The following is a 14766-nucleotide window of genomic DNA, read 5'->3' as shown; positions in this document are numbered from 1 at the left end:
TCGCGGGCTCCCACCCGACGCGCCCATCCTACAAACTCTCGTTGACGCCTGCTTCGCGTGTGAAGGTCCTGCGAACACCCTTGACCGACACGCGACCAGTTGTGTTGACGGGGGCGAGGATACCACTACCTATCGTAGGTGCAACGGGGTCAGACCCAAAATCCGGTGGTCAAATTCGGGGAAACTCTGTCGGCAGGGCGCAAGCCCCGCGTTCACGCGGGGTTGGGAAGCGATGAAAAACCGCTGAGGAACGGGGTCGGGTGTGGATGGAAGAATCCACAACCGGCCTGTTCGGGTACCGGCAAGCTGTCTGTGGGCGGTTTTTCCACATGAAGGGCGTGCAACCGACAGGGCGGAGGGGTTGCGGCGTGGTGGGATCGGGGCTGTTGGGGAGTCTGGGGCGAGGCCAACCGGCTCGGGAATCCGTACATTGGAGGCCCAAGGCCGTGGTGAACTGGGCGTGCCGACGTGCGTGCCCGGTGACCAAAGCGGCCGTGCTGGAGATGGTTATGACCTTGAAGAGCGCCCCTGCGCTGGCGATGTTCCCCGCTTTGGCCCTGGCGGCCCTGGCTGTTGTTGGCTGCTCATCGGGCGAGAAGCCCAAGCCCCGCCAGGTGCAGGTGCCCGTCAAGGAGGTGCCGGCGCTGCTGCGGGGGACGATCGGGGCGGAAGTCGAGTTCCGCGGCATCGAGCCGGTCCTGGTCTCCGGCTACGGGCTGGTCGTAGGGCTGAACGGCACAGGCGGCGACGTACTGCCTGATTCCATCGCGGCCACGATGGAACGGGAGATGGGGCTCAACGAGATCGGCAAGGCCAACGAGCTGGGCAACGACGCGATCACTGGGAAGAGCCCGCGCGAGGTGTTGAGGGACAAGAACGTGGCGGTGGTGCTGGTGCAGGCGGCGATCCCGCCGGGCGCGCCCGCTAACGCGACGTTTGACGTGTACGTTCAGGCGCTGAACGCATCGAGCCTGGAGGGCGGCACGCTGTGGACGACCGACCTGCGGCTGGGGCAGGCCAACGCGTTCGGCGGTGTGCAGGCGCGCCGGATCGCCGTGGCCAAGGGACCCATTTTCATCAACCCCTTCGAGAAGCAGGAAGAAGGTGCACCGTCGCCGGCCCGTGTAAGCGGGCGCATTCTCGCCGGCGGACGGGTGGCGAACCCGCTGGCAATCGAGATGGTGCTGATGAACCCGAGCTTTGCGCGGGCGCGGGCGATGGTGTCGGCGATCAACAGCCGCTTCCCCGCGGGGCCGGGTGACCCGGTCGCGACGGCACGCGGCCGCAGCGGCCCCGACGACCGCACGGGCGCGGGCGGCAGCATCGCCCTGCACGTGCCCAACCGCTTCCGGCAGACGCCCGGCGAGTTCCTGAGCCTGATCCGGCACCTGCAGATCGAGCAGGGATTCCCCGAGCAGTACGCCCGCCGCTACGTCGAAGGAATGAAGAACGAACCGGTGCTCGCCGACGAGATGGCGTGGTGCCTGGAGGCGATCGGCGTCAAGTCGCTGCCGTTCGTGCGCGAGCTGTACGACTTTCCGGAGACGCGCGTGCAGCTGGCCGCCCTGCGGACCGGTGCGCGCCTGGAGGACCCGCTGGCGGCGCCGCACCTCAAGGAGCTCGCGCTCAAGCGCGAGGGGCCGGTGCAGCTGCAGGCCATCGCGCTGCTGGGGCAGATCAACGCCACGGGGCCGACGGTGGACGAGGCGCTCAAGGACCTGCTGGCGCAGCCGGAGCTGAGCGTGCGCGTGGCGGCGTACGAGGCACTGGCGGGGCGGGCCGAACGCACGCAGCTGCGGCGGCTGCAGGCGATGCAGCGGGCGAACCCGGACTCGGCGGAGGCGCGGATCTCTCCGACGCAGCTGCAGCTGATCGCGAGCCGGAACCTGTCGGGCCGGACGATTCAGGGGATCGAGCGGGAGTTCGTGGCGGACAAGTTCTTCCTGGACATCGTGCCGGTGGGCGAGCCGCTGATCTATATCAGCCAGCAGGGGCAGCCGCGGGTGGTGCTGTTTGGTGAGAACAACGAGATGCGACGCCCGGCGGTGGTGTCGGCGTGGGGCGACCGGCTGATGCTCACGGCGGAGGAGACGACGGACAAGGTGCGGGTGTACTACAAGCCCGCCAATGGGGCGCGCCCGATCATCAGCACGGTGAGCGGCCGGCTCCCCAAGCTGATCGAGTACATGGCGCACAAGCCCACGCCGGAGGACCCGCGGCCGGGGCTGAACTTCACGTATTCGGAGGTGGTGGGTGCGCTCCAGCTGATCCAGCAGGCGGGGGGGACCCGGGCGGCGTTCGCGACGGAGATCGATCAGCTCAAGGCGCGTATTCAGGGAGCGAAGTCCGCTTCGGAGATTGCACAGCGGCCGGAGTCGCCCGAAGATCGTGAGCTGGTGGTGATCCAGCCCAAGGGGGCGGATGTGGTGGCCGCGCCGGACCCGACGCGGCCCGCGCCGAAGATCGTGCCGATCACGCCGGCGACGGATGACGAGGTGGAGAAGGCGCGGAAGAAGGAAGGGGAGCGGTTCCGCACCTGAGCCGGTGTGCCGGTGGGCGGTGTTTGAGGCTCGATTTCAGCCTACGCCGAGGCGCGGTGCGCACACTCCTCTGTGAAGGAGGATCACATGGCGAACCCCGGCAACACGCCCCCCACCCCCGGCTTTGGCAAGGGCGACCACGACGACAAGCGGCAGGCGCACGAGGGCCGCAAGGCGGGCATTGGCAGCGATCAGCCCGCGCAGAACTACGAGGCCGACGAGAACCAGACCGACGCGATGGCGCGCGGCACCCTGCACAACCAGACGCCGCAGCAGGGCGGGCATGGGAAGGCTGGCGCGAAGGGGCCGGGGGGGAAGAGCTGAGTCCCGGCTTGCTGGATGTCACGGGCGGATATCAGCGGCGGCGTGACATCGCGCGGTCGATGTCGCGCTTGCTCTCGCGCTCGGCGATGGTCTGGCGCTTGTCGTGGCTGGCCTTGCCCTTGGCCACGCCGATGAGCAGCTTGGCAAAGCCGTTCTTGAAGTACAGCTTGAGGGGCACGATGGTCATGCCCTTCTTGCTGACCTCGTGGGCGAGCTTGATGATCTCGCGCTTGTGGGCGAGGAGAGGGCGGGCGCGGGTGGGCTTGTGACCGAGGGCCGCGGCGGGGGCGTACTCGCCGATGTTGACGTTGAGGAGGGTGAGCTCGAGAGGCTGCTCGCGGGCGAGGATGTAGCCCTCGCCGAGGGAGACCTGGCTGTCGCGCACGGCCTTGATTTCCGAGCCGCGCAGCACGATGCCGACCTCGAGCGTGTCGCCGATGTGGTAATCGAACCGGGCCTTGCGGTTCTCGATGGAGGGTGTGTGGTCCTGGTCAGCCTTTTTCTTGGCCATCTGGGGAACGGTAGCGCGGGGGAGTGCAGAGGAAGGCAGAGGAGGGGAGAGGAGAAGTCGGGTTACTCCTGGACCACTCGGTTCGTGATCGTGCCGATCTTCTCGATTTCGACCTCGACGGTGTCGCCCTGCTTGAGGAAGACGGCGGGGGTGCGGGCCATGCCGACGCCGCTGGGGGTGCCGGTGACGATCAGCGTGCCGGGGAGGAGGGTGTGGCCGCGGCTGATTTCGCTGATGAGGGTTGTGACATTGAAGATCATGTCGGCGGTGGTGCTGTCCTGCATCAACTGGCCGTTGACGCGGCAGCGGATGCGGAGCCCCCCACCGGCGTTGGGGTCGCCGACCTGCTCGGGTGTGGCGACCTTGGGGCCGATGGGGCAGAACGTGTCGAAGGACTTGCCGCGGTAGAACTGGCCGCCCGAGCCTTCCTTCTGCCACCAGCGGGCGGAGACGTCGTTGGCGCAGACGTAGCCGAGGACGCACTGGAGGGCCTTGTCCTTCGGCACGTCGCGCACGAACGCGCCGCCGGGCTGCGTGCCGATGACCACGCCGAGTTCGGCCTCGAAGTCGACCTGCGGGCGGTCCTGGCAGACCTTGGGGATGCGGATGTCGTCGCCGCTGAGGCTCGCGGCGAAGGGGTTTTTGGTGAACAGCACAGGCCGCTCAGGGACGCCCTTGCCCTGCTCCTTGGCGTGGGCCGCGTAGTTCATGCCGATGCCGATGATGTGGCGGATGGGCAGGAGCTCGCCGGAGGGGAGGTTGACGGCGACGCCGAAAGGTGTGCGGGTGAGGTTCATGGGTGGAGGGTAGCGAGATTGGCGTCCTTGATGGCAGCCGTGTTGCGCCAGTGATTGATGGCGAGGGCGTCGATCTCAGAGAGCGGGGCGGGTTGTTCGCGCTCTTTGTCGGGCACGTAGAACGCGCTGGCCTTTAGTGGTGCGGCCGCGGCGGTGCAGAACTCGGCGGAGGGGCGGTGCGGCGATCCGACAATGTCGTGCATGCGGCCGAGGTGCAGGGCTGCCCTCGCAGGGAGGCTCAGCGCGAGACTGGTGTGCGCGAGCACCTCGCCTGCGAAGCTCAGCCTTTGCACGGTGACGGGCGCGTCCCATGGCTCGTCCGTGTCGTTGACGGAGTAGAGGTGCGGCGATCCGCTGACGTTCAACAGAAAGAGCTGTCGGGGGAGCAGGGCGTGCCTGGCGGCCGCCGCGGCGGGCTTTTCGATGCCCGCGGAGTCGATCAGCGACCAGCTCATGCCGGGCCAGCAGTCATTGAGCTGCCACACGAGGGCGCCCATGCAGCGGCGGCGGTTTACCCGCACCCAGGCGAAGCCGGTGTAGACGGCGCGGGCCTGGAGCAGCTGCGCCCAGAGGTGCCACTGATCGAAGTCGCGCGGCTCGCCAAAGGTCGCGCGGATGGCGGCGTTGATGTGACGCTCGGTGCCGCCGGTGGCCCGCTGGTGGTGCTCGAGAGCGGCGGATCGCAAAGTGAGGTCTTCGGGGGTGAGAGCTTGCAGCAGCGTGGCGCGGGCCGGCGGGGATTGGTGGCCGAACTCGCTCACGAAGCGCGGGACGATGGTGGTGTAACCGTCGAGCGAGAGGTCCCAGGTGTGGCGGTCGCCGTGAGCCGGCGAGTTGCCGCCGAGTCCTTCACGCCCGGGCCAGGGGCTGTTGGGCCAGTACGGGCGCGTGGGGTCGAGCTCCTTGACCATGCGCGGCAGAAGGTCAAGGTAGTAGCCGCGTCCCCACGTGCGGCCGTCGAGGCGCTCCTTCCACGGCCGCTCGCCGGGGGCGTTGCCCCAGGCCTCGTACGCCCAGGTGCACTCGTTACCGCCGCACCAGAGGGCGACGCTGGGGTGCGGCGACAGGCGCGAGACCTGTTGCCGGGCCTCGGCCTCGATGAGCGCGGGGTAGGGCGGCTCCTCGGGGTACATGGCGCAGGCGAACATGAAGTCCTGCCAGAGGAGGATGCCCACTTCATCGCAGGCCTTGTAGAACTCGTCGGACTCGTAGATGCCGCCGCCCCAGACGCGGAGCATGTTCAGGCCCATCGACGCGGCCTGTTGGACGCGCTGCCGCACGGTTTCGTCACTTGCAGTTGCGGCGTACGGACCTTCGGGGATCCAGTTAGCGCCATGGCAGAAAATGGGCCTGCCGTTCACAATGAGCTCGAAGGAGGTGCCGTGGGCGTCGGGGTCGGTCCGCAGCCGCACCTCGCGGAAGCCGATGGCCCCGTTCCACCCGTCGGCCACGCCCCAGGGCTCGCGCGGCTCATCGGTATGGAGGGCCACGTCGAGGGCGTACAGCGGCTGCTGGCCGTAACCACGGGGCCACCACAGGCGCGGGCGGTCAACCTCGTGCACCAGCGTGAACTCTGTCTGTCCGGGCGTTGGCACGACCGAGTCCCACTCATCGCATCTATTGGGGCCGTTATTGTCCGGTCCCCGCAGGCAGGCGCCGAGCAGGAGGTTGCTCGCCTGGGTTTGTGCGTCCGCCCACTCGAGTTGAATGTGCGTTGAGACGCGCCAGCGCTCCGCGTCCAGTCGCATGACCTGCGGGCGGACGGAGGCGATCCGCGCGATACTCCACGCTTCGATTTGAAGGGGGCGCCAGATGCCGCTGGTGGGCAGCTTGGGGGCCCAGTCCCAGCCGAAGCTGCTGGCCTGCTTGCGGATGAAGATGTAGGGGTCCCAGTCGCCGTTGACGGGGCGGGGGCCGAGGCGGGACTGTTCGGTGCGGATGTGCTTGAGGGGGGAGCGGAAGGTGATGGCGATGCGGTTCTCGCCAATTTGTATGGCGGCGCGGAGGTCGAACCGGTGCGGGTGGTGCATGTTCGCGGCCGTGCCGATGGGCGTGCCGTTCACGTGCAGCTCGGCGATGGTGTCGAGGCCGTCGCAGACTAGTTCGAGGCGGGGGCGTTCGGTGTGACTGTGGGCGACCGTGAAGGTCCGCTCGTAGACCCAGTCGCACTCGCCGATCCAGAGCGTCTCGCGCTCGTTGGTGCCGACGAGCGGGTCGGGGATGGCGCCCGCGCGCAGCAGGTCGGTATGCACGCAGCCGGGGACGAGGGCGGCGAAGGCGCGGGCGCGCACGTGCGCAGGAGCTTCCGCGCTGTCGGTGCGCACGGTCCAGGTGTTGCCGCTGAGGTCCACGGTGTGCACGGGTGCGATGGTACCATCGGCCCATGTTCGAGCCCCCGCCCCCGCCTCCCCCACTGCCGCCAGCTCCGGCCTTCAAGACGTACGCGTGCGAGCGGACGCCAACGGCGATCGTGATCGACGGCGATATCGGCAAGCCCGAGTGGGCTGCGTTCCAGTGGACCGACGACTTCGTGGACATTGAGGGGGACCTGAAGCCGCGCCCGCGCCACCGCACACGGGTCAAGATGTGCTGGGACGACACGCACTTCTACATCGCGGCCGAGATGGAAGAGCCTCACGTGTGGGCGACACTCACGCAGCGGGACTCGGTGATTTTCCACGACAACGACTTCGAGGTGTTCCTCAACCCTTCGTGCGACACGAAGAACTACTACGAGCTGGAGGTCAACGCGCTGAACACGGTGTGGGACCTGCTGCTGCGGAAGCCGTACCGGCAGGGCGGGAAGGGGGAGAACGAGTTCGACATTGCGGGGCTGAAGACGGCGGTGAAGGTGCACGGGACCACCAACGACCCGTCGGACACGGACCGCGGGTGGGATGTGGAGATCGCGCTGCCATGGGCGGCGTTCACCGTGCACGAGCCGGCACTCAACGCCGGCGAGCAGCGGCAGGCGCCCAAGCACGGCGAGCAGTGGAAGGTGAACTTCTCCCGCGTGGAGTGGGACACGACGATCGAGCACGGGAAGTACGTGAAGGTGCCCGGCAGGCCCGAGCACAACTGGGTGTGGTCGCCGATGGGGCTGATCGACATGCACCTGCCGGAGCGCTGGGGGGTGGTGGAGTTTCGGGCGGGGACGCCCGCGGCAAAGGACCAGCCGAGGACCGAGACGAAGGCGGCGCCCGGGGCGAAGACTCCGGTGAAGCCGGCTGCGAGTGAACCCGCGTCCGGAAAACCCGCGGCACGTTAGCGGCCGCGCTCACCTGCCCTCCCCACCGGCAGCGGTCGTGCCCGTACACTCGGACCATGGCGACAGGCACCGTCTCGTTCCAGCAGCACCGGCTCCCCAACGGACTCACGATCATCGCGGAGGTGGACCGGAACGCCCACACCGCGGCCGCGGGCTTCTTCGTGAAGACGGGGGCGCGGGACGAGTCGACGCCGCTGATGGGAGTGTCGCACTTCCTCGAGCACATGATGTTCAAGGGGACGGAGACGATCTCGGCCGACGAGCTGAACCGTCGCTTTGACGAGATCGGGGCGCGGAACAACGCGTTCACCAGCAACGAGATGACCTGCTTCTACGCGCACGTGCTGCCGGAGTACCTGGAGTCGGGCATGGACATGCTGGGGCAGATGATGCGGCCGGCGCTGCGGCAGGCCGACTTCGACATGGAGAAAGGCGTCATCCTCGAAGAGATCGCGATGTACAAGGACAACCCGTTCTGGGTGCTGTACGAGGCGACGCTGGAGAAGCACTTCGGCACGCACCCGCTGTCGCACCGCGTGCTGGGGACAGACGACTCCATCAAGGCGATGAAGCGCGACGAGATGATGGCCTACTTCGAGAATCGCTACAGCGCCAACAACACGATCGTGGCGCTGGCGGGGAACATGGACTTCGATAAGGTGGGCCGGCAGATCGAGGCGCTGTGCGGGCGGTGGCAATCGACGAGCATCGGGCGGGACAACGCCGACCCGCCGATCGCGGGCGGTGAGCTGGTGATCAAGAGCGAGAAGGTGAACCGGGCGTACATGCTGGGGCTGTGCCGGGCGCCGGCGATGGCGGACCAGCGGCGGTACGCCGCGGCGCTGCTGGCGCAGATCGTGGGCGCGCCGGACAACTCGCGATTCCACTGGTCGCTGATCGAGACGGGCTTGGCGGAGGATGCGCAGGCGAGCTTCGACCCGCACGACGGGTTCGGCGAGTTCTTCGTGTACGCATCCGGTGATCCGGAGCGTGCGGACGAGATCTGGGCCGAGATCGAGAAGCAGCTCGATGGGCTGGTGGCGTCGCTTTCGCAGGAGGACCTGGATCGTCTGCTCAACAAGCTGGCGACGGGGGCGACCATCGGCGGAGAGCGGCCGCACGACCGCATGCACCGGCTGGGGCGGCAGTGGACGTACCTGGGGAAGTACTCGACGCTCGAGGAGGAGCTGGCGAAGATCCGGGCGGTAACGCTGGACGACCTGCGGGCGACGGCCGCGGCGTTCCCGATCAAGCCTTGCACGACGGGGCGGTTGATCCCGGCGTGATATTTCGGACTGATCGTGCGGGCTGAAAGCCCGCCTCCCCGGGTCCTCAGTCCTTCAGCCAGACCTTGATCGAGGGCAGCTCGCAGGCGAAGACCTCGCGGAAGTAGAGGGCGAGGAGCTTGGTCGCGCGCTCGACGCCCGCGAGATCGCCCGCCTCGAGGGACTGCTGGAAGGCCACGGCCCGCAGCAGCTCGACGGTCTCGGCACGCACGCGCCAGACGCCGGTGCCACCCTCGCCAGCGTCGCGGGTGAGGCCCCCCAGGCGGGCGTTGAAGGCGTAGGAGCGTGCGGGCGCGAGCTCGGTTCCGCTGTCAACGTCGCGCACCAGCTCGGGCTGGTGGCCGGTCTCCCCGAGCACGGCCCAGAGGAAGCGAAGCAGGCTGACGCGATCGCCGGCCGGGGTGCCCAGGCCGCGAAGACCGGCGAGGAGGGCGTCAAAGAGCTCCGGGTGCGGGTCCTGCTCGCGGAGGGCGTGGTGCACGAGGTCGAGCATGGTCATGCCCGAGTAAAAGGCCGAGAGCGAGGCGCGGGCGGCGGGGAAGGTCTCCTGGAGGTCCCACGCGGCGAGGGTCATCAGGCCCTCGGTGGGCTTGAGCGAGACGATGTACTCGGCGCGGGTCATGACCTCGAGCCCGCCGGAGAAGCGGGCGTTCTCGCGTTTCGCGCCCTTGGCGAGGCCGCGGACGATGCCGATATCACGCCCGAAGATGGACACCGTCTGGCTGGTCTCGGACCAGTCCCACTGACGGATACACACGCCGATGTCGGTGACCATCGCCACGCGGAGAGGTTACGGCCGCGGCGGCTGGTCGGTAGGGCGGGTGCTCTGCACGGGGGCGTCGGCGTCGGGGCGGCCCAGGGCGACCATGACGATGCCCAGCGCGATGAAGCCGACGCGGATGACGTTGCCGATGGTGGCACCCCACAGGTCCACCCAGCTCAGCAGGATGAACTCCATGTTGATGTAGTGCAGCAGGAACGAGCCCGCGCCCATGATGATGAACCAGATGCCCCAGCTTCGCATGGTGCCTCCCCGGCCCGCGGGTCTGGCGCGGGCCGGGTCCAGCATACCGGGACCGGGCCTTCGAGCTAGGCCTTGCTCGAGAGCGACATGACCACGCCCATGACCAGGACCACGGTTTTGATCATGAGGCCGACCATGGGGCCCCAGGTGTCCACGGCCGCGGTCCAGCGGAGGAGTTCGACTCTGGCCCCGACGACAGGGCCGAGGAAGAGCAGCATCCCGAGAGCGATCATCAGCACGCCGAGCTTGCGCATGGCAGACTCCTCGAAGTCCACGCCGCTGATGGGAAGTTACGAAATATTTGCCGCCGGTGCAGGCAAACCGGAGGCCCGAGAACGCCGCAGACGGGGCGGCGGGCGGTTGCTCAGGCCCAGTTGTGCAGGCTCGCCTCGAGCACGGCGAGGGAGGCGAGGGCGTCGCTAACGCTCTCTTCGATGGCCTCGGGCAGGGGCTCGCCCTCCCAGATGCCGTGGAGCTCGGCCTGGTAGCGCTTGATGAGCACCTCGGCGCGGTCGCGGGCGAAGCTCTGCTCTTCGGAGGGCAGGAGCGGGACCTCGGCGAGGGCGTACGTCACGGCCTGGAGGCCGATGAGGGCGGGCACGGCCCGCCGAACGCGTCCGGCCTCGCCGCCCTTGGGCAGGGCAACGGAGGACTTGGCGAACTCCATCCACCGGGAGAGAAGCACCGTCCATGTCAGCACTTGCTGGGCCCCGCTCATGCCTACACCATACCCCGCCCAACCCACCGGCTCGCGTGTGACCGGGTCGAATCCAGCTTCATTCGCGGGGAACCTGGCACGACCGTGCCCGGACGGTCGTGGTCCGTGTGCGAGTAGCCCAACCTGTGGCACCTTTGAGGCATGCGATCCATCGCCGTCGTGACGTGCCTCGTGCTGCTGCCGATCGCGGGCTGCTACAACCCCGCCGACGAGGAGCGGGGGTTTACGCCGCCGCTGCCGCGGCCGCACCAGCAGCAGTCCGATCAATCGCACGACACGGGCGGGTTCGGGGCGACGCCGCTGAACAGCCCGGATACACCGGAGCGGTGAAACAGCCTGCGGGTGCGGCAAGTGCATCGCGGAGCAAAACGAAAGAAGCCCCCTCCCGCGAGGGGGCCCTGGTCTTCAGCTCTGTTCAAGTGTCACGCGGCGCGGCTCAGGGGTTGCGCGGCGTCGCGGGGTCGCTCTCGGGCTGGGCCGGTTCGGTCGGCTGCGTATCCGAGGGCGGGGTGCTGGGGTCGCTCATCGGCGCCTGGTTCAGCTTCTGCTCCAGCTGCTGGTGCTGCTGGTTGATCTGGTTCATCTTGGTGGTGAAGTCATTCTTGAACTGATCGAAGCTGCCGGTGTCGCTGACGTTGAAGGTCTGCACCTGGGTGTTCAGCTGCTGGACCTGCTGCTGGAGGTCCTTGTACTGCTGCTGGATCTGGTCCTTGTCGGTGCCCTGGTAGCTGTCGATGCGCGTCTGCAGGCCCTGCACGCGGGTCTGCACGTCGCCGATCTCTGACTTCCACTGAGTCAGCATCTGCGTGTGCATGGCGGTCTGGCTGCTACCGCTGGACCCGCTGGTGCCACGGTTGCTGCCGGCGCCGGTGTTGAGGTCGTTGTTGGTCGCGCTGGGGCTGGGCGTCGTCGTGGTGGTGCCCTGGTTGCGCTGCACGTTGCCGCGCCGGGCGGCGTTGTTGTCGTTGGACTGCTCGCAGGCCGTGAAGCCGGCCAGCATCATCGCCCCGATGGTGAGAACTGCGATGCGTTTCATGCGTTTCTTCCTTGTGATGTGCCCGCTGTAACCGCGTGCGGGCTCTGTGCTTGATGTGAACACCGCTCCTGAACCCACACTCTCACTGCCACCGCTAAGGCATCGATGAATCTCCCGTGTTTGGCCCGGGTGCGTGTGCCCCACTTGGTGTTCCTCAATCCGATTCCCGCTGAGTTGAGACTCTGCTGACCTCGACTACCGGCCGCGCTTGTACCGGTCGCGTATGAAGAGACCAAAGGAGGACTCCATGCAGGACCGCAGCCCGCAGTACGAGCACAACCGGGAGAGCGAGGGCAAGCGCCCCACCTCGTCCGATTACAACACCCCCACCACCAGCCCGTCACCGGCGTCGGCCCAGCCGACGAACACGCCGGGGCGGGAGATCAACCCGCCGCCGCACCAGTACCCCAAGCCCGAGCCCGTGGCCAGGGAGGAGAGCGGCGAGCGGAAGGGCGGGAACGCAGCGAACATCGATGACGTGGTGACGGAAGCCTCGGAGGAGTCGTTCCCGGCGAGCGACCCTCCGGGGTGGATTCGACGGTCGGAGTAAGCGGCGCGGGCGGTGACCCGTCGCACCCCGGCTGATCCTGCCGGGTACGCTCTGGGCGTGCCCTCGCTCTCCACCAATCTTGCCGGGATCCCGCTGTTCTCGCCCATAATGCTCGCGGCCGGGACCGCGGGGACGCTGAGCGAGCTCGCCGATGTGCTCGACCTCTCGCGGGTGGGCGCGGTGGTGACCAAGTCGATCACCGCCCAGCCACGCGACGGAAACCAGACGTGGCGCATCCTGCCGACGGACGCGGGGATGCTGAACGCGATCGGGCTGGCGAACGTGGGCGTGGACGCCTTCGTGCGCGATTACGCACCGCGGGTACCGCAGGTGCCGACGACGGTGATCGCGTCGGTGGCGGGGTACTCGATCGAGGACTACTGCCGCGTGGCGGCGGCGCTGGAGCCGATCCCGTCGATCCCGGCGCTGGAGCTCAACGTGTCGTGCCCGAACGTGCACGGCGGGTGCGAGTTCTCGGCGGATACCGAGCAGCTCTCGCAGCTCATCCGCGAGGTGCGCCCGGTGCTGAAGACCAAGCGGCTGTTCGTAAAGCTCTCGCCCATCGCCAGCGGCAAGCCAGGCATGGCGGAGATCGCCCGCGCCGCCATCGAACCCGGTGGCGAGCCGGGCGGGCCTAACTCGCGCCCGGGGGCGGATGGGCTGTGCATCAGCAACACGATCCCCGCGATGGCGATTGATGTGGAGACGAGACGGCCGCGTTTGGCGAACGTGACGGGCGGGCTCTCGGGCCCGGCGGTGCACAATGTCGCCGTAAAGCTGGTGTACGACGTGCACCGGACCATCGCCAAGCAGACGCAGACGCCGCTGATCGGGATCGGCGGCGTGACGCGCTGGCACCACGCGGCGGAGTTCATTCTGGCGGGGGCGAGCGCAGTGCAGATCGGCACGGCCCTGTTTGCGGACCCCAAGACGCCGCACAAGGTGGCCATAGGGTTGGAAAAGTGGCTCACGCGGCAGCACGCGGCGAGCATCGGGGACCTCGTGGGTGGGCTGCGGCTCTGAGCGGGAGTTCAAGGCACCACCGCGGAAGTTTCGCGGAGGGGGCGGAGTCGCGCGGAGTCTGAAACTCTGATCTAGTTTTTTCTCCGCGGAACTCCGCCTACTCCGCAACCTCCGCGGTAGGGCCTTCGCGTCAGCGATGTACTATCTGCAATCCAGGAGCACACCATGCCTCTCCCAATCGCGGTGATTCTGTCTGGTTGCGGCAAGATGGACGGCAGCGAGATCCAGGAGGCGGTGAGCATCCTCATCCACCTGTCGAAGCACGGGCGCGAGTTCCGGTGCTTCGCGCCCGATGCCCCGCAGCAGGACGTGGTGAACCACGCGACCAACAAAGCCCAGCCCGGCCACACCCGGAACATGATGGTGGAGGCGGCGCGGATCACGCGCGGTGAGATCACGCCGCTCGAAAAGCTCGACCCCGCCCAGTTCTCCGCGGCCATCCTGCCCGGCGGTTACGGCGCGGCCAAGAACCTGTGCGACTTCGCCAGCAAGGGCCATGACTGCGAGGTGCTGCCCGACATCAGCCGCGTCCTCAAGGCCTTCCACGGCGCAAAGAAGCCAGTGGGCCTGTGCTGCATCGCGCCGGTGCTCGCGGCCCGGGTGCTCGGCACGCGGAAGGATGGCCCGGGCGTGAAAGTCACCATCGGCACCGACGAGCAGACCGCCGAGGCGATCAAGACGATGGGGGCGACGCACGTGCCCCGCAGCGTGGCCGAGGCCTACACCGACGAGGTCAACCGCGTCGTGACGACGCCCGCGTACATGTTCGACGCCCGGCCGCACGAGGTGTTCGAGGGCATCGGCAAGATGGTGGACGCGGTGGTGGGTATGGCGAAGTAGCAGCGTGACGGCACTGGTGATCATCCAATGGACCTCCGCTCGCCCATGAAGCACCCGGCATTGGCTCACCTGCCAAAGAGGGAGCGGTGGCACTACCTCCAGCGGTTCAACAGCGGCTGGTGCGCAACGGTTGGCCTCTTCCTGTTCATGGTGGTCACGTTCGCGGTTCTGGTGATACTGCCCATGGTGCTGGTCAGAACCGGGCTCACAGCGAAACTGCACGGGCGCGGGGGCGATGCGATCGCCGCTTTGTGTGCGGTCGTGCCGGCGGTCGCGGCGGGAGCCCTCTCCTGGGAGGCCCTGCGGCGGGTGGTGATCAACCGAACGCTGAGCGGCCCCGCGAGGTGCCGGTGCGGGTACGACCGCACGGGGCTGCCGCCCTCTACAGCGTGCCCTGAGTGCGGGAGCGCCTCCGCCTGACCCGCGGAGCAGTGCGTGCCTACGCTTGGCCAGTATGCGGGCAAACACCACCACGACTACGACGACGACCCCTGACCGACACCGCGGCTAACCGGCAACCGCGGCCAGCACCGATCCCACAAAGCCCGGCAATGACCGGGCTTTTTTCGTAGCAGGAGTTTCGACCAATGGCGGGTAAACCTGTGTGCCTCGTGTGCCAGAAGGAAATGGAGCCCGGATTCCTGACCGACATGGGACACTATGACTCCATCCACCTGCCGCGCTGGTGCCCCGGCACGCCGGAAGCGAGCTTCTGGTCCGGGGACGCGAAGCGCTCGCAGGTCAAACAGGGCTACAAGGTCGTCGCCTACCGCTGCCCCGAGTGCGAAGCCCTCCGCCTCTACGCCCCCAGCAATCCCAGCTAATCTGCCGATTCCTATTTGCCCTTTG

Annotated in this window: 18 protein-coding genes; 10 read left to right on the top strand and 8 right to left on the bottom strand. The window is 67.8% G+C overall.

The genetic code is table 11. The annotated features are described in order from the left end of the window. Positions 1-509: 509 nt before the first annotated feature. Together VD997_17705 and VD997_17700 are read left to right on the top strand one after the other, a co-directional pair. Positions 510-2540 carry a flagellar basal body P-ring protein FlgI gene (locus VD997_17705; GenBank protein HYE63831.1) on the top strand — a complete coding sequence of 677 codons (2031 nt, stop codon included), beginning with the start codon at positions 510-512 and terminating at the stop codon, positions 2538-2540. Between the two features lie 87 nt (positions 2541-2627). After that, entirely contained in the window at positions 2628-2864 is a 237-nt protein-coding gene (locus VD997_17700) for a hypothetical protein (GenBank protein HYE63830.1), read from the top strand. Positions 2865-2895: 31 nt separating this feature from the next. On the opposite strand, the gene smpB is transcribed toward VD997_17700, so the two are convergent. The 3 genes from smpB to VD997_17685 form a co-directional block, all read right to left on the bottom strand. Further along, positions 2896-3375 carry an SsrA-binding protein SmpB gene (gene smpB, locus VD997_17695; protein HYE63829.1) on the bottom strand — a complete coding sequence of 160 codons (480 nt, stop codon included), beginning with the start codon at positions 3373-3375 and terminating at the stop codon, positions 2896-2898. Positions 3376-3437: 62 nt separating this feature from the next. Next, positions 3438-4172, bottom strand: coding sequence for a fumarylacetoacetate hydrolase family protein (locus tag VD997_17690; protein ID HYE63828.1), 735 nt, complete (start codon positions 4170-4172; stop codon positions 3438-3440). Continuing rightward, positions 4169-6532 carry a hypothetical protein gene (locus VD997_17685; protein HYE63827.1) on the bottom strand — a complete coding sequence of 788 codons (2364 nt, stop codon included), beginning with the start codon at positions 6530-6532 and terminating at the stop codon, positions 4169-4171. Before VD997_17685 ends, VD997_17690 begins: the two co-directional genes overlap by 4 nt. A gap of 23 nt (positions 6533-6555) precedes the next feature. Between VD997_17685 and VD997_17680 the strand changes: the two genes are divergently transcribed. Together VD997_17680 and VD997_17675 are read left to right on the top strand one after the other, a co-directional pair. Then, on the top strand, positions 6556-7440 hold the full coding sequence (locus tag VD997_17680; GenBank protein HYE63826.1) for a carbohydrate-binding family 9-like protein: 885 nt from the start codon (positions 6556-6558) through the stop codon (positions 7438-7440). Positions 7441-7496: 56 nt separating this feature from the next. Then, positions 7497-8726: a pitrilysin family protein gene (locus VD997_17675; GenBank protein ID HYE63825.1), complete on the top strand. Its 1230-nt coding sequence runs from the start codon at positions 7497-7499 to the stop codon at positions 8724-8726. A gap of 46 nt (positions 8727-8772) precedes the next feature. On the opposite strand, the gene recO is transcribed toward VD997_17675, so the two are convergent. From recO to VD997_17655, 4 genes are all read right to left on the bottom strand, one after another. Further along, on the bottom strand, positions 8773-9501 hold the full coding sequence (gene recO / locus VD997_17670) for a DNA repair protein RecO (GenBank protein HYE63824.1): 729 nt from the start codon (positions 9499-9501) through the stop codon (positions 8773-8775). Between the two features lie 15 nt (positions 9502-9516). Next, positions 9517-9750 (bottom strand): hypothetical protein, encoded by a 234-nt coding sequence (locus VD997_17665; GenBank protein ID HYE63823.1) that lies wholly within the window; start codon positions 9748-9750, stop codon positions 9517-9519. Positions 9751-9815: 65 nt separating this feature from the next. After that, complete coding sequence (locus VD997_17660; GenBank protein ID HYE63822.1) at positions 9816-10004, bottom strand: hypothetical protein; 189 nt, start codon at positions 10002-10004, stop codon at positions 9816-9818. Positions 10005-10114: 110 nt separating this feature from the next. Then, entirely contained in the window at positions 10115-10468 is a 354-nt protein-coding gene (locus VD997_17655; protein ID HYE63821.1) for a hypothetical protein, read from the bottom strand. A 141-nt stretch (positions 10469-10609) separates the two neighbouring features. On the opposite strand from VD997_17655, the gene VD997_17650 reads away from it, so the two are divergent. Continuing rightward, a complete protein-coding gene (locus tag VD997_17650) occupies positions 10610-10798 on the top strand; it encodes a hypothetical protein (GenBank protein ID HYE63820.1) in 189 nt (62 codons plus the stop codon). Between the two features lie 106 nt (positions 10799-10904). On the opposite strand, the gene VD997_17645 is transcribed toward VD997_17650, so the two are convergent. Next, positions 10905-11504: a hypothetical protein gene (locus VD997_17645; protein HYE63819.1), complete on the bottom strand. Its 600-nt coding sequence runs from the start codon at positions 11502-11504 to the stop codon at positions 10905-10907. A gap of 247 nt (positions 11505-11751) precedes the next feature. On the opposite strand from VD997_17645, the gene VD997_17640 reads away from it, so the two are divergent. The 5 genes from VD997_17640 (at position 11752) to VD997_17620 (ending at position 14741) form a co-directional block, all read left to right on the top strand. Further along, positions 11752-12054, top strand: a complete 303-nt coding sequence (locus VD997_17640; GenBank protein HYE63818.1) for a hypothetical protein — start codon at positions 11752-11754, stop codon at positions 12052-12054. 57 nt (positions 12055-12111) lie between these two features. After that, positions 12112-13077 carry a dihydroorotate dehydrogenase gene (locus VD997_17635; GenBank protein ID HYE63817.1) on the top strand — a complete coding sequence of 322 codons (966 nt, stop codon included), beginning with the start codon at positions 12112-12114 and terminating at the stop codon, positions 13075-13077. 165 nt (positions 13078-13242) lie between these two features. After that, positions 13243-13917, top strand: coding sequence for an isoprenoid biosynthesis glyoxalase ElbB (gene elbB, locus VD997_17630; protein ID HYE63816.1), 675 nt, complete (start codon positions 13243-13245; stop codon positions 13915-13917). A 27-nt stretch (positions 13918-13944) separates the two neighbouring features. Continuing rightward, a complete protein-coding gene (locus VD997_17625) occupies positions 13945-14337 on the top strand; it encodes a hypothetical protein (protein HYE63815.1) in 393 nt (130 codons plus the stop codon). Positions 14338-14504: 167 nt separating this feature from the next. Next, on the top strand, positions 14505-14741 hold the full coding sequence (locus tag VD997_17620) for a PF20097 family protein (protein ID HYE63814.1): 237 nt from the start codon (positions 14505-14507) through the stop codon (positions 14739-14741). Positions 14742-14766: the final 25 nt, after the last annotated feature.

The organism is Phycisphaerales bacterium (assembly GCA_035627955.1).
Lineage (GTDB): Bacteria > Planctomycetota > Phycisphaerae > Phycisphaerales > UBA1924 > JAEYTB01.
The sequence above is the reverse complement of the archived record's forward strand: the minus strand, read 5'-3'. Positions and strand labels throughout refer to the sequence as shown.